The sequence below is a fragment of the Variovorax sp. DXTD-1 genome, assembly GCF_003984625.1.
Taxonomy (GTDB): Bacteria; Pseudomonadota; Gammaproteobacteria; order Burkholderiales; family Burkholderiaceae_C; genus Variovorax.
On sequence record NZ_RWKH01000018.1, the window covers coordinates 1 to 25,537 of the forward strand.

General features: G+C 67.9%; 16 protein-coding genes and 1 pseudogene. 5 read left to right on the forward strand and 12 right to left on the reverse strand.

Translation table 11 applies throughout. The annotated features are described in order from the left end of the window. The 5 genes and pseudogenes from EJI00_RS17260 to phnD form a co-directional block, all read right to left on the reverse strand. A pseudogene (locus tag EJI00_RS17260) lies at positions 1-2,010 on the reverse strand (hypothetical protein); the annotation flags it as partial. A 13-nt stretch (positions 2,011-2,023) separates the two neighbouring features. Next, positions 2,024-2,641, reverse strand: coding sequence for a hypothetical protein (locus tag EJI00_RS17265; RefSeq protein WP_126748727.1), 618 nt, complete (start codon positions 2,639-2,641; stop codon positions 2,024-2,026). Positions 2,642-2,835: 194 nt separating this feature from the next. Beyond that, complete coding sequence (locus tag EJI00_RS17270; RefSeq protein ID WP_126748728.1) at positions 2,836-3,402, reverse strand: hypothetical protein; 567 nt, start codon at positions 3,400-3,402, stop codon at positions 2,836-2,838. 342 nt (positions 3,403-3,744) lie between these two features. After that, positions 3,745-4,806 (reverse strand): phosphate/phosphite/phosphonate ABC transporter substrate-binding protein, encoded by a 1,062-nt coding sequence (locus tag EJI00_RS17275; RefSeq protein ID WP_126748729.1) that lies wholly within the window; start codon positions 4,804-4,806, stop codon positions 3,745-3,747. Position 4,807: 1 nt separating this feature from the next. Continuing rightward, a complete protein-coding gene (gene phnD / locus EJI00_RS17280) occupies positions 4,808-5,812 on the reverse strand; it encodes a phosphate/phosphite/phosphonate ABC transporter substrate-binding protein (RefSeq protein WP_126748836.1) in 1,005 nt (334 codons plus the stop codon). 260 nt (positions 5,813-6,072) lie between these two features. Here phnD and EJI00_RS17285 point away from each other — a divergent pair, with 260 nt between their 5' ends. The 4 genes from EJI00_RS17285 (at position 6,073) to EJI00_RS17300 (ending at position 11,998) form a co-directional block, all read left to right on the forward strand. Continuing rightward, positions 6,073-7,962 (forward strand): hybrid sensor histidine kinase/response regulator, encoded by a 1,890-nt coding sequence (locus EJI00_RS17285; RefSeq protein WP_126748730.1) that lies wholly within the window; start codon positions 6,073-6,075, stop codon positions 7,960-7,962. Between the two features lie 171 nt (positions 7,963-8,133). Further along, positions 8,134-9,177: an ABC transporter substrate-binding protein gene (locus tag EJI00_RS17290; RefSeq protein ID WP_260590754.1), complete on the forward strand. Its 1,044-nt coding sequence runs from the start codon at positions 8,134-8,136 to the stop codon at positions 9,175-9,177. Further along, positions 9,174-11,174 (forward strand): hybrid sensor histidine kinase/response regulator, encoded by a 2,001-nt coding sequence (locus EJI00_RS17295; RefSeq protein ID WP_126748731.1) that lies wholly within the window; start codon positions 9,174-9,176, stop codon positions 11,172-11,174. Before EJI00_RS17290 ends, EJI00_RS17295 begins: the two co-directional genes overlap by 4 nt. 56 nt (positions 11,175-11,230) lie before the next feature. Then, on the forward strand, positions 11,231-11,998 hold the full coding sequence (locus EJI00_RS17300; protein WP_126748732.1) for a hypothetical protein: 768 nt from the start codon (positions 11,231-11,233) through the stop codon (positions 11,996-11,998). A gap of 14 nt (positions 11,999-12,012) precedes the next feature. Here the strand turns inward: EJI00_RS17300 and EJI00_RS17305 are convergent, their stop codons facing one another. The 5 genes from EJI00_RS17305 to EJI00_RS25105 form a co-directional block, all read right to left on the reverse strand. Further along, on the reverse strand, positions 12,013-15,858 hold the full coding sequence (locus tag EJI00_RS17305) for a filamentous hemagglutinin N-terminal domain-containing protein (RefSeq protein ID WP_126748733.1): 3,846 nt from the start codon (positions 15,856-15,858) through the stop codon (positions 12,013-12,015). A gap of 1 nt (position 15,859) precedes the next feature. Then, complete coding sequence (locus tag EJI00_RS17310; protein ID WP_126748734.1) at positions 15,860-17,572, reverse strand: ShlB/FhaC/HecB family hemolysin secretion/activation protein; 1,713 nt, start codon at positions 17,570-17,572, stop codon at positions 15,860-15,862. A gap of 173 nt (positions 17,573-17,745) precedes the next feature. Then, positions 17,746-19,800 (reverse strand): CHAT domain-containing protein, encoded by a 2,055-nt coding sequence (locus EJI00_RS17315; protein ID WP_260590763.1) that lies wholly within the window; start codon positions 19,798-19,800, stop codon positions 17,746-17,748. 242 nt (positions 19,801-20,042) lie between these two features. Further along, positions 20,043-22,229, reverse strand: a complete 2,187-nt coding sequence (gene katE, locus EJI00_RS17320) for a catalase HPII (RefSeq protein ID WP_126748736.1) — start codon at positions 22,227-22,229, stop codon at positions 20,043-20,045. Next, positions 22,226-22,393, reverse strand: a complete 168-nt coding sequence (locus EJI00_RS25105) for a hypothetical protein (protein WP_185868155.1) — start codon at positions 22,391-22,393, stop codon at positions 22,226-22,228. Before EJI00_RS25105 ends, katE begins: the two co-directional genes overlap by 4 nt. A gap of 331 nt (positions 22,394-22,724) precedes the next feature. On the opposite strand from EJI00_RS25105, the gene EJI00_RS17325 reads away from it, so the two are divergent. Then, positions 22,725-23,543, forward strand: a complete 819-nt coding sequence (locus EJI00_RS17325) for a transglutaminase-like domain-containing protein (protein ID WP_126748737.1) — start codon at positions 22,725-22,727, stop codon at positions 23,541-23,543. Positions 23,544-23,571: 28 nt separating this feature from the next. On the opposite strand, the gene ligD is transcribed toward EJI00_RS17325, so the two are convergent. Together ligD and EJI00_RS17335 are read right to left on the reverse strand one after the other, a co-directional pair. Next, positions 23,572-24,486 (reverse strand): non-homologous end-joining DNA ligase, encoded by a 915-nt coding sequence (gene ligD, locus EJI00_RS17330; RefSeq protein WP_409514027.1) that lies wholly within the window; start codon positions 24,484-24,486, stop codon positions 23,572-23,574. Beyond that, a complete protein-coding gene (locus tag EJI00_RS17335; protein WP_126748738.1) occupies positions 24,483-25,526 on the reverse strand; it encodes a Ku protein in 1,044 nt (347 codons plus the stop codon). The genes ligD and EJI00_RS17335 overlap by 4 nt, the downstream gene beginning before the upstream one ends. Between the last annotated feature and the right edge of the window lie 11 nt (positions 25,527-25,537).

Below are 25,537 nucleotides of genomic sequence, written 5' to 3' on the forward strand. Positions count from 1 at the left end.
GCTTGGCGCCGGCGCCTGCATCGCGGGAGCCGACGGCGCAGCTTGCCGAGCCTCGGCCTGCGTCTGCGCGGGCGCTTCCTCCAGCACGCGCTTGGGCGCCTGCGCCTGCATGCGTTCCTGCGTGCGCTCCACCGAAGTCTGCGGCGTCCTTTGAGGGCTCGGCTCGTTCTTGAACCGCTCCCTGTCCTGCGCCAGCGCAATTTCCAGGTCGCGCATATGGGCCTGCTCCTGCGCCAGGTGCATCCGGTACAACGGGCTGCCCTTGGCCATCTGGGATGTATCCAGCTTGCCCACGGGCCGCAACGAGCCCGGCGAAATCTGCTCGGGTTCGTCGCGGCGCCGGTGCGCCTCGGCAAAGCTCATGCCGCCCGGCGTGGGCACGATGCGCGATTCATGCGTGGTGATGCGTTCGATCTGCTGAGGTGTCAAGTGGCCGCTCGCGGGCTGCGGCTGTGCAGGCGTGTGCCGAGGCGCGGCATGGGGTTCCTCGCGCACAGGGCCTCGGGCGGCGTGGGTGACGGCCTCCGGCACCGGGCCGTGCTGTTTCCATCCATGCTGAGCGTAGGCCTCCAGATAGCGCTGCGCGATGGCTTGCGGGCTGTGGGCGATGTTGTCCGCAATAACGCGCTGCGCCGCTGCGTCCAGTTGCCGGCTCTGCTCCGGGCTGGCCGTGACCGTGCGTTGAACCGGCATGCCGTGCGTCATGGGGGTGGCCGGCTCGATGATCTGACGCGTCCAGGCATGGCTTTGCGGATCGCGGGTCCACGGCTCGTTGGCGCCGATGCCGGGGCGTACCGCTTCGATGCTCTCGGGCGCCTGCCTGTAGGGGTCTTGGGGTGCGCGCGGGTGGGCCAGCGCCAGTTCGACGGCCACGCTGCTGGCCTTGTAGTTGAGTTCGTCGCTCAGACGGGCGTCGGCGGTGGTCGTCAGGGTCTGGACCACGGGCATGCCCAACGCGACCTTGGGATGACCCTGGGCATCGAGTGCGCGCACTTGCTCGGTACGGCTCCAGCCGTGCTCGGGGTGTTTCTCGTCGTAGTGCCAAAGGTTGCCGTCGCTGCCGCGCTGGTTGTAGATGCGGGCGCGGTCTGCGGCGTCCATGATCTTGTCGCCGGCCACGGCGCCCACGAAGCCGCCGACCAGGCCGGTCACCACGGCGCCGGGGCCGGTCCAGGAGCCGGTGGCCGCGCCGTAGGCGGCGCCCGTGGCCGTACCCGCGAGCGCACCGCCCGCCACGCCGGCGCCAAAGTGCATGACTTGCGACTGGGCGCCAGTGACGTTGCCCTGGTCGAGCTGGTGGATTGCTTCGCGCGTGGTGCTGATTCCGCCATAGACCACCCCCGCAGCGCCCAGAGCGCCGCCGCCTTTGACGAGGGCTTGGAAGCCGGGCTTGGCGGCGATGCGGGCGTCGGCGGCGCCCAGGTGGTCCAGCACGCGGGGTGCGGGGCCCTCGAAGGTGGCCAGGCGTGGGCTGTGGCTGGCACTGCCCGGCTGGAACACGGGACTGGTCTGCTGGTAGCTTGCCCGGGCTCTGCGGTATTCGGCGTCGGAGATGAACTGGCCTTCGCGCATCTGGTCGAGCAGTTGGGAGGTCTTGATGGGCTCGGCGCCGTGTGCGCCGCGCATCTGTTGCGGATTCTCGAAGAATTTGTCGTCGGACCAGATGCGGGTGCTGCGGCCTTTGCCGTGCTCTTCGGCGGCCACTTCGAGCATGGAGGCTTCGCCGGCGTTTTTTGGGGGAACTTGGGCGGTCTTCAGTTGTTGCTCGAGTTTTGGGGTCTTAAGAACCTCGATGCCTTTGTCGGCGATGTAGCGGCCGAGTTCCCGCTTCAACGGTCCGTTCTCGATTTCGTCTGCAACTGTTGTTGTGATGGCGAATTCACGACCTTGCTCTTTTGCAAACTTGAAATAGGTATCGAGCTGCCGGGTGCCGCCCGCGCGGTAGGCGTAGACGAGGCTGTTGGCGTCGGCGAGGAAGTAACCGTTGGGCCGGGTGGGGGTGATGGACACGGTGCGCCTCGTGTCAGATCAGGTGGGCTTCCGCGTAGTCGCGGACCATGCTGAACAAGTCCCGGTAATCATCAACATCAAGCCCGGGATGCCATTTCTCTCCCAGTCGGCGCATATCCCACGCAAGATCGGCATCGATCTGACGCCCGTTGCGCTCCTGTTGAAGGTAGTCTGCGTACATCTGCGGCGCTTCTTGTTTGAAATGCGCGATGAAAGCGATCACCTCGTCTTCGCGCCATTTGTACGAACGCTCTTCCCGAAGCACTCGCCTCGCCCTGGCCTCCAAGCGACCGAGCGCGTGCCAGTCAAAAAGCGCCTCCGGCGTGCAGGGGAACCTGTCGGCGTAGTTGTGCAGAAAGCGAATGATGTTGGTCTTCACATACAGATCGGTCACCGCATCGATCCTGGCCAGCAGTTCCGGGGTGACGTTTTCTCGCCATTGGAGCGGGTTGGCATCCCACTGAGCGTCTTTTTCTTTCAAAGGGAAAAAGCTGCCTCTCGAGCAGTAGAAGAAGACTTCCTCGTCGTCGGGGCGCTGCTCTCTGGGGAGTGAGAGCACGCGCATGATTCTTTCTTTCACGGGGTCATAAGCTGAATCAATCTTGGCTTGTAGTTCGGGGCTGATAGGCATGGTGTTTCCCTTTGCTTGTTGTGTCTTGCGTCTTGAACGGAGGGGCTCGGTCACTCAGGAGTGCCGCCCGCGCGGTAGCGCGGCTTGACGAGGTGGATTTCGTCGATGCCCATCCACTTCGGCGTCTCGAAAAGGAACTCGACTTCCAGTTCGTTGATGTAGTCGCGAAAGATGCTTGCGGCACCTATTTCTCGCTATTGCCCTTTTTCCTCGGTATCGGATGTCGCAGACTGTTCCACGGCCAGATCGAACGTCGCGGGCAGATCATCAAGCGACTCGGGCTTCTTGTCGTCATACCATGACCGCCCGCGTGTTGCCTCGGACAAGGCATCAATGGCCTTGGACACGAGGTCGGCCCACTGACTTCCTCGGCTGAGTTGGTCTTGAGGAAGAGAGGCCAGACGTTCCTCCAACTTCTGCATCGCCTCAGCAAGAGTTCGGCCGGTCACATACGGAAGCCATTCAGCGGAGAACACGTAATCCGTTGCGAAAAACATGTCCAAGTCGCCGCCACTCGACAGATCGCGCACGGTGTCAATCTGGTTCTCCCACAAACCGAGTGCGGCCCATACCCCTTTGCTGTAGCGGTCGCTCCAGGCTTGAAAACAGAAGTCTTCCTTTGCTACAAGACGGTCAATTCGATCAAAGTTCATATCCCTCCCTTCATGGTGTTTACCCAATGATGAAGTCGTCTCGCATCCTTGGAACAGCTTGAGCATCCGGGCCCAGTACCCACGGGTGCTGATAGACAGCTTGTTCATAGCGTCTCGCGCAGGAACTGCGGCACAGGAGGCTGGAGAATTGAATGCGTCCAGATCATGAATTTCCTTTCCGCGCTCACTCATTGGCGTGGCTGTTTTGTTGATGGATGTGTGACGATTAAGCGTACATCCGAGAGGACGCTGTTCGGCCTCTGTGCCTGCCCACCAGCCGCGTTGCGCGGGTGGATTTCACGATCACGATCAATCGTTCATTGGCGCGAGTAGGTTCCAGATCCCGATAGGTCCGGCGCCTTCTTGGAGCTATCCAGCCAGCTCCCGCTGATGGCCATCTGGGGTCCGGCTCAATCCGGGCAAGCCGGGGCCATGCCCCGCGTGCAGTGCTCAGCGCGCGGCGCCAGACGCCGCACGCAAAGTCTCGACCTGCTCCTTGTAAACCTGCTCGATGCGCCGCAGCCGCTGCTCGCGCGCGGCATCGTTGACCCAGGCAGCCGCCATCGCGTTCTGCTTGCCCAGCTGGTATTCCAGCGTGGCCTCGGGCAGCAGCGCGCTGTCGTCGGCCGGGGCATAGCCGTAGGCCGCACGCAGCGTCTTCAGCACTTCGCGCTCAGCCTCGGCGCGAGGGCCCTTGCCTTGGCCGTAGCCGATCAGGAACGCCTGCAGCCGGGCCTGGAACGCGGGCGGGTAGTCGCGCCGCACCACCATCTGCGCGCCGGGTGGCGGCTCGGACTCCCACACTACGTGCAGCCGCGCGGCCTCGACGGGAAACTGCTCCCTGAAGCGCTCGAAGTCGGTGGTGTTGTTGGTGGCCACGTCGGCGTCGCCGTTGGCCACTGCGAGCGCCGTGGCTTGGTGGTTGCCGACGATCTCGCCGCGGAACTGGGTCTCCATCTGGATCTTGCGCGGCAGGAACAGTTGGCTCTGCGGTATGAGAAATCCGGTCACCGAGCGGCTGTCGCCGCGCGCGAGGCGCCAGCGCTCGGGCTCGGCAAGCACCGCTTCCAGCGTGTTGGGCGCGCCGGTCCTTCGCGTGAGCAGCACTGCGCGGTGGGCGGGCATGCCGGGCCGGCGGGCGATTTGCGCCACCACCTTCATGCGCCGCTGCATCACTGCGTCCAGCGCGATCTTGGCCGAGAGAAACGCCATGTCGACTTCATCGCGCTTGATGGCGCGGTCGAGCTCTTCGTACGACGCCACGGAGTAAGCAGTCACCGGCACGCCGATGGCCTGGCTCATGTCGGCCAGCAGCGGCATCCACAACGCACGCGATTCGACCGCGCCCCCCAGCGGCAGCACGCCAAAGCGCACGGGCTTGGTGGGAGCGGCCGCCTTTTCGGTGGCGCCGGCGTTGCCCGGCGCCAGCAAGAGCGTGGTGGCAACCAGCATGAGCGGCAGTGCCGTGGCGGCAAACCATCGAGCAGCGCGAGGCAGCGCGCGAGCAGGCATGTCAGGGCGACAGGTCGCGAAGGACGTTGACCTGCTCCGCATAGCCGCTCTCGATGCGCTTCAGGCGCGCCTGCCGCGCCTCGTCGTTGACCCATTGCGCGCTCATGGCATTCTGCTTGGCCAACTGGTAGGCGAGCTTGGCGGCCGGCTGCAGCGAGCTGTTGTCGGCCGCCACGAAACCGGCCAGGTCGTGCAGCGACTTGAGCACGGCCCGCTCCGCATCGCCCTTGGGCCCCTTGGCGCGGCCGTAGCCGACCAGGAAGGCCTGCACGCTGCTGCGCAGCTCGGGCGAATATTCACGCCGCACCACGATCTGCGCATGCGGAATGAGCTCCGACTCCCACAGCACCTGCAGCCGCTGCGCCTCGGCCGGAAAGCGCTGCTTGAAGCGTTCGAGATCGGCCGTGTTGTTGGTGGCCACATCGGCTTCGTTGTTGGCCACGGCCAGGGCGGTCGCCTGGTGCGTGCCGACGATCTCGCTCAGGAAGCGGGTTTCCATGGCGATGTGGTTGGGCAGGAAGAACTGCAGCTGCGGCACGATGAAGCCGGAGACCGATTGCCGCTCGCCGCGCGCAAGGCGCCAGCGTTCCGGCTCGCCCAGCAGGCTCTTCTTGGTATTGAACGGCGGCGTCTTGCGGGTGAGGAGCAGGGCGCGGTAGCCCGCCAGGCCGTCGTGCCGCACCACCTGGGCCACCACTTTCATGCGGCGCTGCGTCACGGCGTCGAGCGCCATCTTTCCGGACAGGAACGCCATGTCGACCTCGTCGCGCCGGATGGCCTGTTCCAGCGCTTCATACGAGTTGACCGAGAGCACGCTCACGGGACGAGCGATGGCTCGGCTCAGTTCGGCCAGCAAGGGGTCCCAGTCGCTGCGCGATTCGAAAGCACCGCCGAGCGGCAGGATGCCGAAGCGCACCGCTGCATCGGGCTGCAGCGCGGGCTGGGCGGCCGCCGGCATCGGTAGGCCGGCGAGCAGCGTCAAGGCGAGTGCGCCGCGGCGCACCACCACGGCCGCAGCACGCCTGAACCGCGGGCAGCGGTGCGGGGCACGAAACGCGTCAATGGCGCCGGAAGCCTTCCGGACGCGGCTTGGAGAGGCCTGCATTTTTGGGCACGGAACATGGGCCGCTGCGGGTCAGCGGGTCTAACATGGACAAACGCGGACACGATTAGATATCAAATACAAGTCGTTTTTGTGATGTTTTTCCCATCTTTCGCACCGTAACCAGCGCCCGTAAGCTCGATCTTCATGCGCCCAATGCCCCCATGAACTGGAACTTCCGCGTCGTCCGGGGGCTTGCGCGCCTCACCTTCGCCCAGCAGCTGATCCTGCTGGCGCTGGTGCCGGCAACCGCCGCCACGCTGGCGGCCATTGCCGTGCTGACGCGCCAGCACCTGGACAACCTCACCGAGCTGATGCGCGCCAACGCGCAAACAGTGGCGCTGCAGGTTGCCACGGCGGCGCAAGCGCCGCTGGCGCGCATGGACCGTCGCATTCTTCAGCGCACGGCCCAGTCGGGCACCTTCCAGCCGCACGTGCAGCAAGTACAGATCTGGTCGGACGACGGCGAGATCGTCGCCAACTCCGAAACCGTCGATCGCGCCCGGGGCGAGGGCCTGCAGGTGGTGGTGCCGGTGGTGAGCGAGGATGGCCGGCACAGCGGCAAGGTCATGGTCGAGATGAGCCTGGACGCCGTGCAGGACGCGCGGCGCTCGGTGTGGCTCAACGTGGTGCTGGTGCTGGCAACCAGCCTGGTGGGCGTGGGGCTGGCGGGCTGGTGGGCCGCGCGGCGCATCAGCGAGCCGATCCGCGCGCTGGGCAAGGCGGTCGACCGCCTGGGCGCCGGCGAGGCCGCGAGCGTGACCATCGAAGGCACCTCCGAAGTGCGGCACCTGCAGCACGGCTTCAACCAGGCGGCGCGTGCACTGGCCGAAAGCCACCGGCTGCTGCAAAGCCGCATCAGCGAGGCCACGGCTGAACTCGCGCGCAAGAACCAGCAGCTCGAAGTCGCGAGCCAGGCCAAGACGCGCCTGCTGGCGGCCGCCAGCCACGACCTGCGCCAACCGCTGCATGCGCTTACGCTGTTTTCCGACGGCCTGGCCAACGGCGAAACCGACCCCGTGCGCCTGCAGCGCATCGGCCACATCCGCGAATGCGTCGATTCGCTCGACCGGCTGTTCTCGGAGCTGCTCAATCTCTCGCAGCTGGACGCCGGCGTGCTGCAGCCGCAGTGGGCGGACTTTCCGCTCGACCAGCTGTTCGACGAAATCAGCCGCAACTTCCGTCCGGTGGCCGAGCAGCAGGGCCTGCGGCTGGTGGCGCGCAAGACCGACCTCTGGGTGCGCTGCGACTACGTGATGCTCTCGCGCATTCTCAACAACCTGGTGTCGAACTCGCTGCGCCACACCCTTGAAGGCGGCGTGCTGATCGGCGCCCGGCGGCGCGGCAAGGGCGTTCGCATCGACGTGGTCGACACCGGCGTGGGCATTGCCGTGCAGCACCAGGCGCGCGTCTTCGAAGAGTTCTATCAGGTGGAGGCCACCGGCCGCCAGGCGCCGCGCGGCCAGCGCGGCATGGGCCTGGGGCTTGCCACGGTGCAGCGCCTGACGGAACTGCTCAACACCCGTGTCGAGCTGACCTCGCGTCCGAACAAGGGCACCTGCGTGCGGGTGCTGGTGCGATCGGCGCCGGCCGCATTGCCCGCGCTGGACGTGGCGCCGGCCCCCAGCGCCATCGAGGAGGAACCCAGCTTCGAACAGTTGCGCATCCTGGTGATCGACGACGAGCGCACCATTCTCGAAGGCCTGTCGGTGGTGCTCACCAACTGGGGCGCCGACGTACAGGCGGCACAAACCCGCGCCGAGGCACTCGCGCTGGCCGACGCGTGGGAACGGCCGCCGGACGTGGTGGTGAGCGATCTGCTCCTGCAGGGTGGCGACAACGGCCTGGACGTGATCGCGGCGCTCGAACGCCATCCGCACGGCATCGGACCCGGCACGGCGCGCCTGCTGGTCACGGGAGAAACCAAGCCCGAGCGCCTGCGCGAAGTGGCCAGCGCCGGCATTGCGGTGCTCTACAAGCCGGTTTCTCCGCGCGTGCTGCGCCAGGCCATCCAGGCCCAGCGCGCGGCGGCGCTGCTCAACGCCGAAGCCTAGGTTCTTGCAGGCCCTAGTCCATCGGACATAGGCCAAGCAGCCGCCGCGCTGTGCACTTCATCACGCCTGCAAGCGGTGGCAGGCGTCGACATAAGCCCTCCGCCTTATCGCGCCAAGCAAGGGGCTTCCGTACATTGGGTACTGCACTCTCTCTTGCTGCAGAAGCAGTCCATGTTTGTTGCCGTGAACTCTTTCATCTCGCTTTTCCGGAAACGGCTGCGCTGCGGCGCCCGCACCGCGCTGGCCTTCGGCATGGCGCAGCTGGCCGCCGCCGCATCGGCCACCGGCCTCACGGTGCTGATGGGCGACGACCTCGCGGCGCACTCGGAGTTCGTGCAGCATCTTCGCGCGGGCGAGGAGCCCGGCGGCCGCTTCGATCTGGTGCGGCTTCCGCAGGGCGGCGCGGACACCTCGCAAGCCGTGGAAACAGCCGCCGCCGAGCCCGACCGCGGCGCCAACGCCGGCGTGCGAACGCGCGGCCTGCGCACCGCGCCGGCAGATACCGGCATGACGCTGGCAGTCGGCGTGCCGGCCGCGCGCGCGGCGCTCGGGCGGCCCGGCCAGCAGCCGCTGGTGCTTGCGATGCTGAGCCGGCTCGACTACGAGACCCTGCGCGCCAGCAGCCCGGCCCTGCGGCGCGGCGACCGGCGCGTGGGCGTGCTGCTGCGCGACCCCGCCATGGGCGACCAGCTTGCGCTGGTGGGTGCGGTGCTGCCGCACAAGTACCGCATCGGCGTGGTCGCCACGCCTGAATCGGAACCGCTGGTGCGCGAGCTGCAGCGCGCGGCGCAGGGCGCAAACCCGCCGTGGGACGTGCAGGTGGAATACGCGCCCGACGCCAGGTCGCTGGCTGCGGCGCTGCATTCGGTGGTGCCGCGCAGCGACGCGCTGATGGTGCTGCCCGACCTGATCGGCGACAGCCAGGCCGCCACGCTCTCGGTGTTGCGCGCGGGCGCCGGGGCGGGCTTGCCGGTGTTCGGCGCCAGCGAAGGGCTGGTGCGTTCCGGCGGGCTTGCGGCCGCGGTCTCCACGCCGGCGCAGCTGGCGCGGCAGGCGCGGCTGCTCGGCCAGAAGCTGGCGAACGCCGGCGCCGGTCCGCTGGTGGAGTCGGCCACGCCGGCCACCGTGCGCATCAACGTGACCGTCGCGCGCGGTCTCGGACTGCGCTTGCCGGAGGAGCGGGAACTGACCGAGCGGCTCACCGTCACGCGATGAGCGACAAGGGGACGACGCCCGAAGGCTCGCACGCCGATTCGCCGGCGCAGCCGCAGCCCCTGTCCACGCCCACGCTGGTGGTGCGCGGCAACCTGCAGCGCGACCTGTTCCGCCTTGGCGTGGTGCCGTGCGCCGCGGTGGCGCTGGCGCTCACCGGCTGGTTCACGCACAGCCGCCTGCAAGCGCTCGAAGCGGCTTTCGATGCCGAAGGCCAGGCCGTGGCGCGCCAAGTGGCCGCCATGTCGGACCTGAGCCTCTATGCCGGCGACCTGCCGGCGCTGCAGAACGTGGCCAACGCGGCGTTGCGCGGCGGGCAGGTGATGCGGGTGGAAATCAGCAACAGCGCGGGCGTGTTCGTGACCGCCGGCCCCAAGGCATCGGCGCTTGCGCAGCTGCGCATGTTCACCTCGCCGGTCACGCTTCGCGAGGCTTCGCGCGCCAGTGCCTTCGCGCCCGCGGGCTCCACCGCGGCGGGCGAAACGCCCATCGGCCTGGTGCAGGCCTTCAGGGACACCACGGCCTACGCGCGCGAGCGCAGTCGCTCGCTCATGGCGGGCATCGGCATTGCAATGGTGGCGCTGCTTGCGGCATGGGCCTCGGTGCGCCACATGGCGCGCACGGTGGCACGGCCGCTGCGGCGCGTGTCGCGCACCGTTGCGGCATTGGAGGCCGGGCACTTCGAAGCGCGCTGCGACGTGGTCGAAGGCGAGCCGCGGAGTGTTTCCGCAGCATCGTCCGGCAAGGGCCACGCGCACGAGCTGGCCGTGCTCGCGCACGACATCGATCGCCTGGCCGAGCGGCTGCAGCGCAACCGACAGGTCAGCGAGGAGCGCGTGCGCGAAGCCACGGCGGTGGCGCTGCAGCGCATGGCCGAAGCCGAGCAGGCGGCGCTGTCGCGCGCACGGTTCCTGGCCGCGGCCAGCCACGACCTGCGGCAGCCGCTGCACGCCATGGGGCTTTTCATCGATGGCCTGCTGCCAAGCGCCACCGAGGCGCAGCGCCCGGCCGTGCTGCGCCTGCAGGAGGGCACCGAGTTCATGGGCGTGCTGCTCGACGACCTGCTCGAAATCTCGCGGCTCGACGCCCAGGTGCTGACGCCCGCGATCACCAAGGTGCCCTTGGCCGCGCTGTTCGACCAGCTCGATGCGCAGCACGCCCCCACCGCGGCCGAGACCCGCGTGCGCCTGCGCTGGAGCGACCGCGGGCTTGCGGTGCGCAGCGATGCAGCGCTGCTGCAGCGCATCGTGGGCAACCTGGTGGCCAACGCGCTGCGCCATGCGCCCGCCGGCGGCACGGTGCTGGTGGCCGCGCGGCGCATCCGGGCCGGCGGAGACAGCGTGCGCATCGAAGTGCGCGACAACGGCATTGGCATTGCGCCCATTCACCAGGGCCGGATCTTCGAAGAGTTCTACCAGGTGGCCAATACCGAGCGCGACAGGCGCCGCGGCTTCGGGCTGGGCCTTGCCATCTGCGCGCGCATTGCCTCGCTGCTCGGCACTCGCATCACGGTGCGCTCGGCGCTGCAGGCGGGCAGCACCTTTGCGCTCATCCTGCCCGCCGCCCAGGCGGCTGAAGCCACCGCGCCCGCAGCCGCGCCGCGCGCGCTCACCCCGCTGGCCGGCCTGCACTGCATGGTGGTCGACGACGACCCCGTCATCCTCGACGGCAGCCGCGCGCTGCTGGAGCAATGGGGGTGCGAGGTCGAATGCATCGCCACCGGCGCCGAGGCCATTGCGCGGCTGGGCACCGGCGACCAGCGCTTCGATGCGGTGCTGTGCGACTTGCAACTGGCCGGCGCCGACGACGGCATGGACGTGATCACCGCCGCCAAGCGCCTGCAGCCCGATGCGCTCGCCGTGCTCGTGTCCGGCGCCACCGGGCCCGAAGTGCTGCAGCGCCTGCGCCATGGCGGCGTGATGCTGCTCACCAAGCCGGTCGCGCCCGCCAAGCTGCGCGCGCTGCTTTCCACGCGGCGGCATGCCGCCTCGCCGGCCTGAGCGCCGACGCACGCACAGGCTGCAGCCCTCCACGCCTGCCGACAGGAACCCTTCCGATGCTCGACATTGCCGCACTGAAAGACATCCGCCCCTTTGTGGCGACGCCGAGCTACGGCGGTGCGCTCGCCTCGATCTACGTGCGCAGCCTGCTCGGCCTGGTGAACCTCGCGTGGAGCCACGGCTTTTCGATGCAGACGCGCTTCCTCGATGGCGACAGCCTGATTCCGCGCGCACGCAACCGGCTGGTGGCCGAGTTCATGGCCGACACGCGCTGGACGCACCTGTTCTGGATAGACGCCGACATCGGCTTCGAGCCTTCCGCGGCGCTCAGGCTGCTGCTGGCCGGCCGCGACGTGGTGGCCGGCGTTTATCCGCTCAAGGAGGACGGCTGGCCCGCCGACGGCTTGCGCGAGGCCTTGCCCGCGGGCAGCACGCGCGCCGACTTCGAGGCGCGGCATGCGCGCTTTCCGGCCAACGCATGGACCGGCGAGGGCAAGGTCGACGCCGACGGTTTCATCGAGGTGCTCGACGCGCCCACGGGCTTCATGCTGATTGGCCGTTCGGTGTTCGAGCGCCTGGCCGAGGCGCGGCCCGACCTGCGCTACACGCCCGAGCCGTCCCGCGACACCGCCGCCCAGGCATGGCCGCACTACCGCTTCTTCGACGTGCTGGCCGAGCCGGGCAACGGCCGCTATCTGAGCGAGGACTATGCGTTCTGCCGGCGCTGGCAGGCGCTCGGCGGCAAGGTCCACATCGACGCGCAGTCCGACTTGTCGCACCAGGGCCTGCGCACCTACACGGGCCGCTTCGGCGCCGCGGGCTAGCAGCGAGCAAGCCGCTAGAAGTCGGCGCAGCCGTTGCGCTTCTCGGTGTCGACGCAGCTTGTGAGGTTGGGCCGCGAGCGCACGCGCGACCATTCGCGCGCCAGCACGTCGTTGCCCTGCGAGGCGCGGTCGCCTTCGAGCGGGCCGGTCGCAAAGCAGATCGGCGGCGGGCCGATGTTGCGGTCGTAAAGCCAGGTGGTCGGCAGGTCGCGGATCACGTCGGGCTTCGGAATCTGCGGAAAGACGACGACCGTGACTGGCGGAACTTCCGGAGGGCTGCTGACCGTGAGCGTCCCCGGCACCACGTTGACCAGATAGCCCTCGGCCGAGGTGAAGCTGCCGTTGATCGCATAGGCGCCGGGCGGGCTCGACTGGTTGGCGGCGGTGCCCACCGCACCGCTGAAGCCGGCACCGTTGTCGCCGAGGATCAGGCCCGTGATGCTCCAGGTGAAGACCGGATTGTCCGAGCCCGAGGCCCGTGCGGCATTGCCGATCACCACCGTCGCGGTCGGCCGCTGCGCATAGATGAAGTGGTTTTCGCCCGGCGACACGCTCACGCCGCACAGGCCCAGGTAGGCGCAGTTGTAGAGGTTCGGCAGCAGGCCCGAGCCGGTAACGCCACCGCGCGTTTCGCCGATCCAGGTGTCAGCCCACACGCGCCAGGGCGCGCCGCCCAGGCTGGCACCGCCCACGTTCTGGAAGCGCGCCGCGGCCACCAGGTCGGCGCCCGACGTACTGCTTACCGCCGTGCCGAGCTGCAGGTCGCCGCTCAGCGTGCGCACGAACACCGTGTCCGCCGCCATGGAGCCGGCCGACACCACCTGCGGCGCATTGCCGGCCGCGTCGTAGCCGACGACCGAGACGGGGCCGATGCGCAGTTCGTCCACGTCCTGGTAGCGGAACGCGCCGGCGGCGCCGCCGCCCAGCGTGTTCGCGCTCACGTTGTTGGCCGCCTGGTCGAGCAGCACGCTGCCGCCGCTGGAACGGGCCAAGAGCGTGCCGGCCGTGATGGGTGCGGCCGCGGTCTGAGTGATGTTGCCTGCCGACACCAGGCCGACGCGCGGCGCCGTGATGGGCGCCTGCAGCGAGATGTTGCCGCCGCCTTCGTTCTGCAGCGTGAGGCCCGAGGCCAGCGCGAGCGGCCCCACCACGTTGATGTCGGCCGCATGCGCATTGCTGCCGGCCACGATCGCGTTGCCGGCCGAGATGCGGGAGAACTCGTCGGCCGACACCGCGAAGCCGGTGCTCGCCGTGCCACCGAGCGTGATCGGCGTTGCGACCTGGTCGAAGGCCGTGCCGTCCGCCGCCACGCCGCCGGGGCGAAGGTTGACGACATTGCCCGCGCTCACGGTGCCATCGATCACCAGCGCGTCGGTGCTGCCGTCGTTGCTGGCGCGCAGCACGACGTTGCCACCGGCCGACGACACGGAAACGCCCGCAAGCACCGGAGGGAACACGCCCGGCACGGGTGCTGGCGGCCCGATCCGCACGCCGGCGCCGTCGCCCTCGGCCTGGCCGGTGATCTCGATGCTGCCGCTGCCGGTGGTGGCAATCTGCGTGCCGGTGCGCAGCAGCACGCCGTCGCCCCCCGTGCCCGGATCCGTGTCGGCCTGACGCAAGCCGCGCACTGCGATGTTGCCGCTGACCGAGCGAAGCGCCGAATCGTTGATGACCACCCCATGGCCCGGAATCTCGCTGCTGTTGCCGGTGAAGTTGCCGACGCCGCGCACCGTGATGTTGCCGCTGGTGGTCGAGATGTCGGTGCGCCGGTTCGGCAAACCGGTGCCCGTGAAGCGCGAGTTGAGCCGCACGCCGCTGGTTTCGGCGCCGATGCCTGTGATGTCGACGTTGCCGGTCGACGTGGCGATCTGCACGCCGTTGATGTAGACCGCCGCATCCGTGAAGCCGCCGCTCGAGGGCCCGCTGGTGTTGCCGTTGATCGTTACCGAGCCGCCCGCGCCGGCATCGGTGCGGCCGACGCGCGTGTCGATGACGTTGCCGTTCAGGCTCACGCTCGGCCCCGACCCCGAGGCCGACCAGGCGCCGTTCATCACCACATTGCCGCCGTTGGTGTAGATGTCGCCGCTGTAACTCACCTGCCCGCCGCCGGTCGCGGCACCGCCGCCGTTGACGTCGGTGTTGAACACCACGTTGAGCGGCCCGCCGGCGCCCGAGGACTCGATCACCACGTTGTTGTCGCCGCGCACGCTGCGGTGGGCGTCGAGCTGAAAAGTCAACGGCCCGTTGGCTGTGCTGTAGTTGATGCGCACGCCGTTGAACATGCGGATGTCGCCATCGGTCGGCGACCCCGCGCCGGGATCACCGGTGGTGATGCGCACGCTGGTGCCGCCGTTGAGGGCGGCGTTGATGTCGCCGTCCTGGATCGTGCTGGCCGCGAGCGGCTCGAAGGGATTGGTCGGCAGCGTGCCGGCCGCGGCGCCGGGAACGATGTCGACATTGAAGGGATCGACGAGCCAGGTGCCGGCGGTGCCCGCGGGCGCGGCGGCGTCCACGCGCAGCCCGTTGATGCTGAAGCCGCCGCCCTGTCCGTCGTCGGGCGCGGCAAAACCGCCGGAAGTCTCGATGAAGCCGCCGTTGCCGCCGCCCGCGCCGCCACGCGCCGAAATGCTGCCGTGGGCACGCAGCGTACGTTCGGCCAGCAGGCGAACATCGCCGCCGTTGCCCGATGCGACGGCGTCCGCGCGCGCGATCGAGCCAGCGCCGAGCGCGATGGCGCCGGTGTCGCCGAGTTCGGCCACCGCGTTTGCATGAAGGCGGATGCGCCCGCCGCCGGCGCTGCCGCTCGCGTCGAGAATGCCGCGGTCGTCGTTTCCGGGCGGCGGTGGCGGTGGCTCCAGCGGCGCAGAAACGTCGATGATGAGCGGAGGCGTGTAAGGCACAAGCCCGATCGCGCGGCCCTTGATGTCGATGGTGCCACCCGTGAGGCCGGCGTCGTTGCCCACTGCAGAGACCAGGCCGCCTGTCATGCGCACGCCTTCGGACGACAGCCCGCTGTCCAGAATGATCTCGCCGTTGCGCGAAACCATGGAGTCGGCCCGCAGCACGCCGCGGAAATTGACCACGCCGTTCGAGACTTCCGAGCCGCTCGTCGCCACAAGCGCCACGCGACCGCCGTTGGCCTGCATGGTGCCGCTGTTCGCCACGCCGCTGTACAGGCCGGGCGTGACCCGCAGCGTAGTGAGCCCGTCGCCGGCGAGGTCGAGCGTGACCGTTTCGCCCGACGCCATGGCCGCCGTGCCGCCGTCGGCCACGATGCTGCCGCTGTTGAACACCTGGGATCCGATGAGCGCCGCGGTGCCGCCACTGCCCACCAGCGTGATGTTGCCCTGGTTGTCCACGGTGCCGAAACTCCCGTCCGGCCGCCTGAACTCGAGCTTGGACGCACCGGCCATGAAGTCGGCGTTGCTGGTGGACATGTCGAGTGTCGATGCGACCAGTCCGCCGACGCTGATCGAGGAACCCTTGGAGAACGTCACGCCGGCCGGGTTGACCAGGAAGACGCGGCCATTTGCATTGAGCGATCCGGCAATGGCCGAGGGCTCCCCGCCGATCACGCGGCTCAGCAGCACGCTGCTGGCGCTCGGCTGCGCAACGTTGACCGTCGCGCCCGTCGAAATGGAGAAGGTGTTCCATTGCGCGATGGCGCGCGCCGTCGTCTGGTTGATGTTCATCGTCGCGGCATTAGGCGTCGCGACAGACACGCCTCCGGCAATGGGCGAGAACCCGGTGGGCAGGGTCTGGGCCAGCGCGGGCGCCAGGCCCAGGCACACCAGTGCGAGCGCGACCGGGCGCAGCCGCGGGCGCGGATGGAATCGTGGGGAACGGTTGTGCATTGCCATGTCAGAACACCTTTTGCGCCTGCACGTACAAGCGCGGGTTGCGGCCGCCGCCATCGGTCTGCGCCGGCCGGGTGCCGTCGCGCCAGGCGAGCGTCGCGTTGATCGCAAAGTTGCCGGGCCGCGCCCACGAAATGCCGATGCCGAAACCGCGCAGGCTGTGGCGGTTGGGGCCGGTGTCGAACGGCGAAGGGTTGCGCACGATCTTTCCGCGCGCGGCGTCGTAGAACACGAAAGGCGTGAGCTCCGAGTTGAGCGACCAGCGCCATTCGACGGTGCCGATGGCGCCTTCGTCCACCAGCAGTTCGCCCGACGGGTACGCACGCACTGCGCGCGCACCGCCGAGCGAGAGCTTCTCGGAAGCGTCGAGGTTCTTGCTGGCCCACTGGCCGCCGAGCGCCACATAGAGCGAATGGTTCGGCACGATGGCCTGCAGCCGCGAAACCTGGAAGCTCAGCTTGGTGTAGCCGCCCTCGGTGCGGTGGCCCGCCACGCTCTGGTCGAACGCGCGGCTCTGCTCGTCGCGAATGGAAAGGTCACCACGGTAAAGCGTGCCCGAGCTGGCCCAGTAGCCGCCGCCGAGCACCTCGTCGCGCCGCTCCCACGCCCAGCCAAGGCCCAGGCCGTGCACGCGCTTCTTCGAGGCGAAGTCGACCGCGTTCATCTCGTCGGTGAGGTTCTTCACGTCGGCGCCCAGGCGCAGGAAGAGGTTCTGCTGGCGCTGGCGGATCAACGGATAGTTGAGCGAAAAATCGAGCACGTCGGCCCTGCCCTGCGCCCCGAGTTCGGCAAACTCGCCGCCCAGCTCGTAGTTGACGCGCGCAAGGCCGATGCCGGCGCGCAGGCCGCTGGTGCCGATGGGCGCCTCGTAGGCCACGCGCCCGAACTGCAGCGCGTTGCTGTTCGAAACCATCAGCCGCATGTCGAGGTTGTCGCCGATGCCGAAGGGGCTGAGATAACGCGCCGTGCCACCGACGCGAAAGCGCCCCGATTCCTTGGTGCCGTGGTTGTCGCCCTCGGCCGTGAAGGCCCAGCGCGGGCCCGCGACGACCTCGACCGAAAGATCGGTGGTGCCGCTTTGCGTGCCTTCCTGCAGCCCCGACGTGACGCGGATGCCGGGCTGGTCCGACAGCAGCAGCATCGCGCGCTCGTAGGCGGGCGCGCTCACGGCTTCACCGGGCTGCAGGGGCGCGAGAAAGCCGCGCACGCGGGCTTCGCTGATGGGCGCATCGGGTGCGACGGTGACATCGACCTTGCCGACCCGGCCTTCGATGACGCTGATTTCCACGATGCCGTCGCGCACTGTCTGAACCGGCACCACGGCCTGCGCGAGAAAGTAGCCGCGCTCCTTGTAGCGCGCGGTAATGGCCTGCGCCAGGCTTTCGAGATCGCCGAGCGTGACGTTGCGGCCGATGTAGGGTGCCGTGATGCTTTGCATCTCTTCATTGGTCAGCGCCTTGACGCCGTTCAGTCGCAGGTCGTTGAGCTTGAACGAGGCGGCGGGCGGCAGGGGTGCGGCGGGCAGGCTTTGCGGGGCAGCGGTACCGGTAGCCTGGGCGAGCGGCCGGTCGCAGGTGCCGCAAGGGTCTTGGGTGGGGAGCAGCGTGTTGGTGTCTGTTTCTGCTGCGTGGGTGCGTTGGGCTGCTACCAGCAGCGTGGCTCCCATCAATGCGAAGACAGCGAGAGCAATAGGCGTAGAGCGTTGACGAGCGCGCATCTCAGTGCTCCACCGTGGGTTGGTTGTGTTCTTTGCGCTGCTTTTGGCGCTGTTGTTCAGGGCAGGTGCAAAGGGCACCGGGGCACGCTGCTGGTGTGCGGCTGATCAACCAGCGCCCTGAACAACCGCGCGCAACACAACGACCAGACATGGCAGTGGTTCTTCTCTTCATGTCAGCTCCCCACCGTAAGACGCCAGTTGCCGATCAGGTTGAACGGCGCCCAGAAAAAGGGATGCGACATCTTCGGGTCCTTCAGCACGGCCAGTTGCCCAGCCTGCATGGCCTTCTGCAAATCGCGCCCCTTGGCGAGCTCGCCGTAGAGCGTGCCCATGAGCACGGCCGTCGCGTCGTCGGACACGGGCCACAGCGATGCGATGAGGCTCGAGCTTCCTGCCGAGAGAAACGACCGCGTGAAGCCCAGCACCTCGTCGCCCTGCGCAATGCGGCCGAGCCCCGACTCGCAGGCCGAGAGCGTGACAAGCGCCGTGCCGTCCATCGGCAGTCCGAGGATCTCGTGCGCCTCCAGAAAATTCTGCTTGCCGCCTTCGTTGGCCAGCAGGATGCGCGAGTACAGCGGGTCGACCGCGTCGGCCTCTGCATGGGCCGCCACGTGCATCAGCGGCGAGCGCGCGGCCACCTCGCGGAACTGCGTCTTGGTGGCTGCCGCGCCCATGTACACGGTGTTGCGCGGGAACAGTTGCGCGAGCTGCTTCACTTCGACTTCGGCGCCGGGCAGGTCGTACTTGTCTTCGATGCGCGGATTGCCAAACGCGGTGAGCGATGCGCTCACGCGCGGCGTGCGTTGCGCCAACTGCACCGCAATGCTGATGGAAGGCGCGACCGCCACCGGATTCGTCTCGATCAGGTAGCGCCCGCCCAGGCGCAGCGCCTGGAAGGGCAGGTAGTGCAGCGGCCCGTGGGGCACCACGATCACGCGCTGCCCGGGCGCCAGGCCCAGCGGGCCGAGCAGCGCCGTGCCCAGCTTGTCGGCATTGGTGATGGCCGCGCGGCGGCCGCGCACGATGGAGTTGCGGAACACCTCCACCAGTTCGGTGAGCTCTTCGCGGCGCACCGGCACGGTCTTCGCTTCGATGCCGGCGGGGCTCACGACCCACACCAGCAGGCGGTCGGGCAGCGCGTGGAACTGCACCACGCGTTCGTCGGGCGCCAGCGTGCCTTGCAGCGTGGCCAGGTCGACGGTGTGCGAGGCGCGTTCGTTGATTTTTGCGCGGCCGCGCACCGCGTCGAGCAGCGCGCGCGAACGGCTGCGCTCGCTCACTTCGAAGGCCTGGCGCGCATCGCCCGCATCGCTGTAGATGGACACGCCGCGCTCGAACACCGACTGCAGGTCCGAGAACAGGCCCATCTTGAATTCTTCGCTGCGGAACTTGGCGCGCACCTGGTCGACGCTGCCGAGCGCGCGCGCCACGGCTTCGGCCGCGGCCTCTTTCTGGCCCAGCGCAAGCTCGCTGCGCGCCACGCCGTCCCAGGCCCAGAGGCGGTAGTACTCGGTGTCGGTGCCCACCTGGCGGGCCGTGAGCGCGCGGTACAGGTCGCGTGCTTCGGCCGGCTTGTTCTCGGCCAGCAGCAGGCGTGCGCGCGTGCGGTCGAGCTGGGCCGTGAGCGGTGCGTCCTTGGGCGCCGCCATGCCGCCGAGCACTTCGCGCGCCCTGGCCGCGTCGCCCGATTCGATGAGCGCGTTGACCAGGGAGGCCTGCACCAGAGGGGCATAGCGCGCGGAGCTGTTGGCCAGCGCCTCGTCGTAGCTGATTACCGCGCCTGCATAGTCGCCGCGGCGGGTGCGCACATCACCGATGACCTTTTGCACCGGGCCGACCACCAGCTTGGGGTCGCGCGCCTGGTGCTTGAGCGCCTCGCGTGCAAATTCTTCGGCCTTCTCGAGCTGGCCCGAATAGCTGTAGACGATGGCAAGGTCCCGGTTGGCCATGGCCATCAGGTTCGGGTCTCGCGTGGCATTGGCCAGGTGCAGCGCCTTGCTGGCGGCGCGCACGCTTTGCCTGAACTCACCGGCCTCGGCCAGCGCCACTGCCTGGCTGCAATATTGGTAGCCGGAGAGCTTGACCGCGTCTTGCCCGTAGAGCACTGCGCCCTCGCTGGTCAATGCCAGCAAGGTGTCGGTGTCGGCAAGCCGGGCCTGTTCGGCCTTGCTGGCCGCCGCCTCGGCGTTGGGCGCCTGCTGCTGCGCCAAGGCCAACGGCCCGTGCACCAGCAAGAGGCCAGCCAGCCCGAGAGCACCCGCGACTCCTGCACGACGTGCCGAGCGCTCCCATCCCGTTCTCGAAAACCACGTCATTGGACCCCCGCGTGCGGCCCGTGTGCCCGCGGTTGCGGGGGTCGACGCCGCGGAAGTGCGCGCCGTTCAGGCCTCGAGGGAAAGTCTAGGAGCGCCCTCCCGCGGCGGCTATTCGCAAGAAGGCCTAGCGCAAACGGACTACTTGAAGGAGTACGTCAGGCGGGGACCGATTCGATGTCGACCCGCTCCCAGTGGCGGTGCTTGGCAATGGCCGCGATGAAGTCCTGCGCGATCTGCGTGGCAGCAGTGTTGTCGCCCAGGTTGGTGACCGGCGTGGCCGCCACCACGACGCCCGGAGGCAGATCGCCGGGTTGCGCGTCGGCGGCAATGCCGAGCCTGGACAACAGCTGCACGCCCTCGCCCACGGTGCAGATGGCCTTGCAGTGCTTGTAGGCCTCGAGCACGAAGTGCACGGCATCGCCCGTGGCCGCAAGGGCGGTGGCGCCCAGGCTGCCACCGGGCACCAGCACGGCGTCGAACATCACCGAAGGCGCGTTGGCAAAGGTCATGTCGATGTCGATCTGCCGCTTCGACGCGCTGGCGATGGTGCCCAGGCGCGGGCCGACCACCTTGCAGCGCGCGCCGGCCTGCTCGAGCGCATCGCGGATCGGCTTGAGCGAGGCGGAGTCGATACCGTCCGCCACCAGGATGGCGATCTTGCGCGTGCGGATCGTGCCGTCGCCGCTATCGGCCATGCTGAGCGCGGGCGACTCCGAGACCGGCAGCGTCATGCGGTGTTCGCGATAGCCCGCGCGGCCCGCGGCGGCCTTGGCATCGGGCGCACCAATACCGAGCGGCTCCGCCACGCGGCGCGCGAGCTTTTCGTCCACATGCGCCAGGTTGTCGACCATGCGCTGGCGGATGGCGGGCACATCGACCTTCGAGAGCTCGAAGCGGAAGCCCGCGACGATGTGCTCTTTCTCGGCCGCGCTCTGGCTGTTGAAGAACAGGCGTGCTTGCGTGAAGTGGTCGTCGAAGGTCGGGCTGCGCCGGCGCACCTTGGGCGACTCCATCTCGTCGGGGTATGACTGGAAACCGACGCTGCCGCCGTCCACCCGGAACTCCTTGCCATCGCCCAGCGAGTTGGGCTCATAGGCAACTTGGCCGCGCGCAATGGCCTGGCGGTGCATGCCGTCGCGCTGGAAGTTGTGGAACGGGCACACGCTCTTGTTGATGGGCAGTTCGTGAAAGTTCGCACCGCCGAGCCGCGAGATCTGCGTGTCGGTATAGGAGAACAAGCGCCCTTGCAGCAGCGGGTCGTTGCTGAAGTCGATGCCGGGCACCACGTGCCCCGGATGGAACGCCACCTGCTCGGTTTCCGCAAAGAAGTTGTCGGGGTTGCGGTTCAGCACCAGACGGCCGATGCGCTGCACGGGCACCATTTCTTCGGGAATGAGCTTGGTCGGGTCGAGCAGGTCGAAGCCGAACGATTGCGCCTTGTCTTGCGCGATGAGCTGCACGCCGAGTTCCCATTCGGGAAAGTCGCCGTTCTCGATGGCTTCCCACAAGTCGCGCCGGTGAAAGTCCGGGTCCTTGCCCGCGATCTTCTGCGCTTCGTCCCACGCGAGGCCATGAATGCCGAGCTTGGGTTTCCAGTGGAACTTCACGAAGTGGCTCTCGCCGCGATGGTTCACGAAGCGGAAGGTGTGAACGCCGAAGCCTTCCATCATCCGGAAGCTGCGTGGAATGGCGCGGTCCGACATCGCCCACATCAGCATGTGGGTGCTCTCGGGCATGAGCGAGGCGAAGTCCCAGAAAGTGTCGTGCGCGCTCGCGGCCTGCGGCATCTCGTGGTGCGGCTCGGGCTTCACGGCATGAATGAGGTCGGGGAACTTCATCGCGTCCTGGATGAAGAACACCGGAATGTTGTTGCCCACGAGGTCGTAGTTGCCCTCGCGGGTATAGAACTTGACGGCGAAGCCGCGCACGTCGCGCACCGTATCGGCCGAGCCGCGCGAACCGGCCACGGTGGAAAAGCGCACGAAAACGGGCGTCTTCGCATCGGGGTCCTGCAGGAAGTCGGCCGAGGTGAACTGCGACATCGACTTGTAGACCTGGAAGAAACCGTGCGCCGCGGAACCGCGTGCATGCACCGCGCGCTCCGGAATGCGCTCGTGGTCGAAGTGCGTGATCTTCTCGCGCAGGATGAAATCTTCGAGCAGCGTGGGCCCGCGCACCCCGGCTTTGAGCGAATTGTGGTTGTCGGGAATCTGAAGACCCTGGTTGGTCGTCAGATTGGGCGCATGATCGGTCGTGAAGCCATCGAGTTGCTGCTGCTTGGCATTGGTGCCGTCCGTGGCCTTCGAGCGGCGTCCGGCGGCGGCCTTGTTCTGTGGCGTCATCGAGGATCTTTCATTGGGGGGTCAACTTCGTTGTCGAGAAAAAGGTCCAGCACGTTCACCAACGCGATCAGGCAGATGAAACCTGCCACTGCGGCCACCACCCAGAACAGGATTTCATCCCCCCAAGTACCGGTGAGTGAATCGAACAGGGCAGAGATATTCATGATTCGCTCCAGCAGATCAGTTTGGACAAGTCGTGATGCTTGCGCTGCAGCCGGTAAGGGCGATGAGAGCCGATTTGAAGGCGTTGCGAGCGAATCGAAAGGTTATGTTTGCCGCAGACTGTTACCCGTAGTGACGCCTCGCCCCCGCTTGTGGGAGAGGTGAGGCGTGCAAGGTAGGAGCGCGCCGACAGACCCGGGCTGGCACCTACGCGGCTTTGCGCATCTGCCCGCGTGCCGCGGCATCGGGGCGCCGATAGCATCGACAAAGGAGGCACGAAGCCTGCTTGCACATCCGGACAGAACACATACTTGGCCCACAGGGAAGAACGACATGCAGATAGAGATCGGTTTCGACATTGAACTCGCCGTCACGGCACCCACCGCACTGATCTACATGCTGCAAGTCCATCCGTCGCGCGCGGCGGACCTGCAAAACGGCGAGCACATCACCATCAGCCCGCCGCTGCATACCGACTACTACATGGATGCATTCGACAACCACTGCGCGCGGGTGCGGATACCCGCGGGCGTGGAGAGCGTGCGGCTGCGCAACCATGCCGTGGTGTTCGACCCGGGCTGGTCCGACCCGGTGGACTACAGCGCGATCGAGCGCGCGGCGGCCGACCTGCCGGTGTCGACGCTGCCCTTCCTGCTGCCGAGCCGCTATTGCGAAGTGGACAGCGAGCTGCTGCAGTTCGCATGGAACAACTTTTCGCGTGTGGCGCCGGGCTGGCACCGGGTGCAAGCCATCTGCGACTTCGTGCACGAGCATTTGCGCTTCGACTACCAGAGCGCGCGTGCCACGCGTACGGCGCTGGAAGGCTTTCGCGAGCGCACGGGCGTATGCCGGGACTTCGCGCACCTGGCCATCACGCTGTGCCGCTGCATGAACATTCCGGCGCGCTACGCCACGGGCTACCTGGGCGACATCGGCATTCCGCCCGTGCCGTACCCGATGGACTTCAGCGCCTGGTTCGAGGTGTACCTGGGCGACCGCTGGTACACCTTCGATGCGCGGCATAACGTGCCCCGCATCGGCCGCATCGTGATTGCACGCGGGCGCGATGCGGCCGACGTGCCGATCACCATGGTGTTCGGCGCCAACTCGTTGCAGCGCTTCGAAGTGACGACCAACGAAGTGCTCCAGTAGCAAAGCGGTCCGGCAAGGTCCGCCGGCTTCACGAGGGCATGTAGCCCAGCATCTCCATGGCGGCCCGCAGACCCGTTCGGTTGCTCTCCATGGCGTCCCATGGCGTGTTGCCCACGCCGATGCGGTCGGCAATGGTGGCCACCGTCCAGTGGGCGGCGCTGTCCAGGTCGGGCAATTCCTCCCACGCCAGCGGCACCGAAACGCCCATGCCCGGACGCGCGCGCGCCGACCAGGCACAGGCCGTGGTCGCGCCGAAGCCGTTGCGCAGGTAGTCCGCAAAGATCTTGCCCACGCGGTTGCGCGGCCCGCTCTTGGCCACGAAGCGGTCGGGAACGATGCGCGCCAGATGCTGCACGATGGCCCGCGAAAAGCCCCGCACCTCGTCCCAGCCAAGCTCGCGCTTGAGCGGCACCACCACATGCAGACCCTTGCCGCCGCTGGTCTTCAGGAACGAAGGCAGGCCGAGTTCGTCGAGCAGCACATGCACGAGCAGCGCGGCCTCCTGGATCTGCTGCCAGTCGACGCCCTCGCCGGGATCGAGGTCGAAGGTCATGCGGTCGGGCTTGCCGATGGCACGCGAGGTGGCGTTCCAAGTGTGCAGCTCGATGGTGTTGTACTGCGCCGCACCGATGAGCGCTTGGGCGGTGTCGATCTGCAGCAGCGGGTCGTGCCCCGGGTCCAGCGCGGGGTCGAGCAGCTTGATGCCGGCGATGTCGCTGTGCTGCGCATGCTTCTGGAAGAACAGCTCGCCGCCCACGCCCTCCGGCGCGCGCACCAGCGCCACCGGGCGCCCCTTGAGGTGCGGCAGGATCAGCGGCGCAACGGTGGCGTAGTAGGCCGCGAGATCGCCCTTGGTGACGCCGCTGGCGGCATCGATCACGCGTTCCGCATGGGTGATGCGCGGCGCCTTGGCCTCCATTCGGTCGCTCTTTCGATCCGTCATGCCGCCCGGCGCCGGGCTGGGGCCGACTTGGCTGCGGAGCGCTTGCCGGCGGCACTGCCGCTGGTGCTCTTTGCGGTGGTCTTGCCGTGGGCCTTGGTCTTCGGCTTGGCCTTGGCGGTGGTCTTGCTCTTGGCGGACGGCTTGGCAGGCTCTTCTTCGTCGTCGTCCTCTTCGTTCGCGTCGGCGGTCTTGGTGGACGCCTTGGCGCCGCCGCCCTTGCGCAGGCTGCGCTGCAGCAGTTCGGCCAGGTCGATGATCTTTGCGCCGCGGCCTTCGACGGCCTGGCCTTCCTCTGGCTCGATCTGCGTCACCGTCTCGGTCTGGCCCGCGGCCACCTTGCGGTCGACGAGCCGCAGGATCTCGTCCTTGAACTCGTCCTTGTATTCGTCAGGGTCCCAGTCGGCGCTCATGTCCTCGACCAGTTGTTCGGCCATCTTGATCTCGCGTTCGTTCAGGCCGGCCTTCTTCGCGTCTTCCGAAGGCAGCGGCAGCTCGGTCCAGGGACGGATGTCGGAGCCCCAGCGCAGCAGGTTCAGCACCAGCCCCGGGCCCACGGGCACCAGTGCGGCCAGGTGCTGCTTGGTCTGGATCACCACGCGCGCCACGCCGATGCGCCCGCTGCGCTGCAGCGTTTCGCGCAGCAGCGCATACACCTTGGCGCCGCGGTTGATGGGCGCCACGTAGTAGGGGCGTTCCAGGTACAGAAATGGAATGCCGTTAGCGGGCACGAAGGTCTCGATCTCGATGGTCTGCGTGGTCTTGGGGTATGCGTCGGCAATTTCCTTGTCGCTCAGCACCACGTATTCACCGTCTTCGTACTCGACGCCCTTGACGATGTTCTCGCGAGCAATCTCCTTGCCGGTCTTCTTGTTGATGCGCTTGTAGCCCACGGGGTCCATGGTGCGCTTGTCGAGCCAGTCGAAGTCGATGCTCTGGCTGGTGGTGGCCGAGTACAGCGCCACCGGGATGTGGACGAGGCCGAAGCTGATCGCGCCTTTCCACAGGACGCGCGGCGCGGGTGCTTTTTGCGAGACTGCCATGGACACACTCC

Bases quoted from the DNA above. Each gene is read 5' to 3' on its own strand.
- EJI00_RS17265 (WP_126748727.1), bottom strand. From the start codon at position 2,641: ATGCCTATCAGCCCCGAACTACAAGCCAAGATTGATTCAGCTTATGAC.
- EJI00_RS17270 (WP_126748728.1), bottom strand. From the start codon at position 3,402: ATGAACAAGCTGTCTATCAGCACCCGTGGGTACTGGGCCCGGATGCTC.
- EJI00_RS17275 (WP_126748729.1), bottom strand. From the start codon at position 4,806: ATGCCTGCTCGCGCGCTGCCTCGCGCTGCTCGATGGTTTGCCGCCACG.
- EJI00_RS17285 (WP_126748730.1), top strand. From the start codon at position 6,073: ATGAACTGGAACTTCCGCGTCGTCCGGGGGCTTGCGCGCCTCACCTTC.
- EJI00_RS17290 (WP_260590754.1), top strand. From the start codon at position 8,134: ATGTTTGTTGCCGTGAACTCTTTCATCTCGCTTTTCCGGAAACGGCTG.
- EJI00_RS17295 (WP_126748731.1), top strand. From the start codon at position 9,174: ATGAGCGACAAGGGGACGACGCCCGAAGGCTCGCACGCCGATTCGCCG.
- EJI00_RS17300 (WP_126748732.1), top strand. From the start codon at position 11,231: ATGCTCGACATTGCCGCACTGAAAGACATCCGCCCCTTTGTGGCGACG.
- EJI00_RS17305 (WP_126748733.1), bottom strand. From the start codon at position 15,858: ATGGCAATGCACAACCGTTCCCCACGATTCCATCCGCGCCCGCGGCTG.
- EJI00_RS17310 (WP_126748734.1), bottom strand. From the start codon at position 17,572: ATGCGCGCTCGTCAACGCTCTACGCCTATTGCTCTCGCTGTCTTCGCA.
- katE (WP_126748736.1), bottom strand. From the start codon at position 22,229: ATGACGCCACAGAACAAGGCCGCCGCCGGACGCCGCTCGAAGGCCACG.
- EJI00_RS25105 (WP_185868155.1), bottom strand. From the start codon at position 22,393: ATGAATATCTCTGCCCTGTTCGATTCACTCACCGGTACTTGGGGGGAT.
- EJI00_RS17325 (WP_126748737.1), top strand. From the start codon at position 22,725: ATGCAGATAGAGATCGGTTTCGACATTGAACTCGCCGTCACGGCACCC.
- ligD (WP_409514027.1), bottom strand. From the start codon at position 24,486: ATGACGGATCGAAAGAGCGACCGAATGGAGGCCAAGGCGCCGCGCATC.
- EJI00_RS17335 (WP_126748738.1), bottom strand. From the start codon at position 25,526: ATGGCAGTCTCGCAAAAAGCACCCGCGCCGCGCGTCCTGTGGAAAGGC.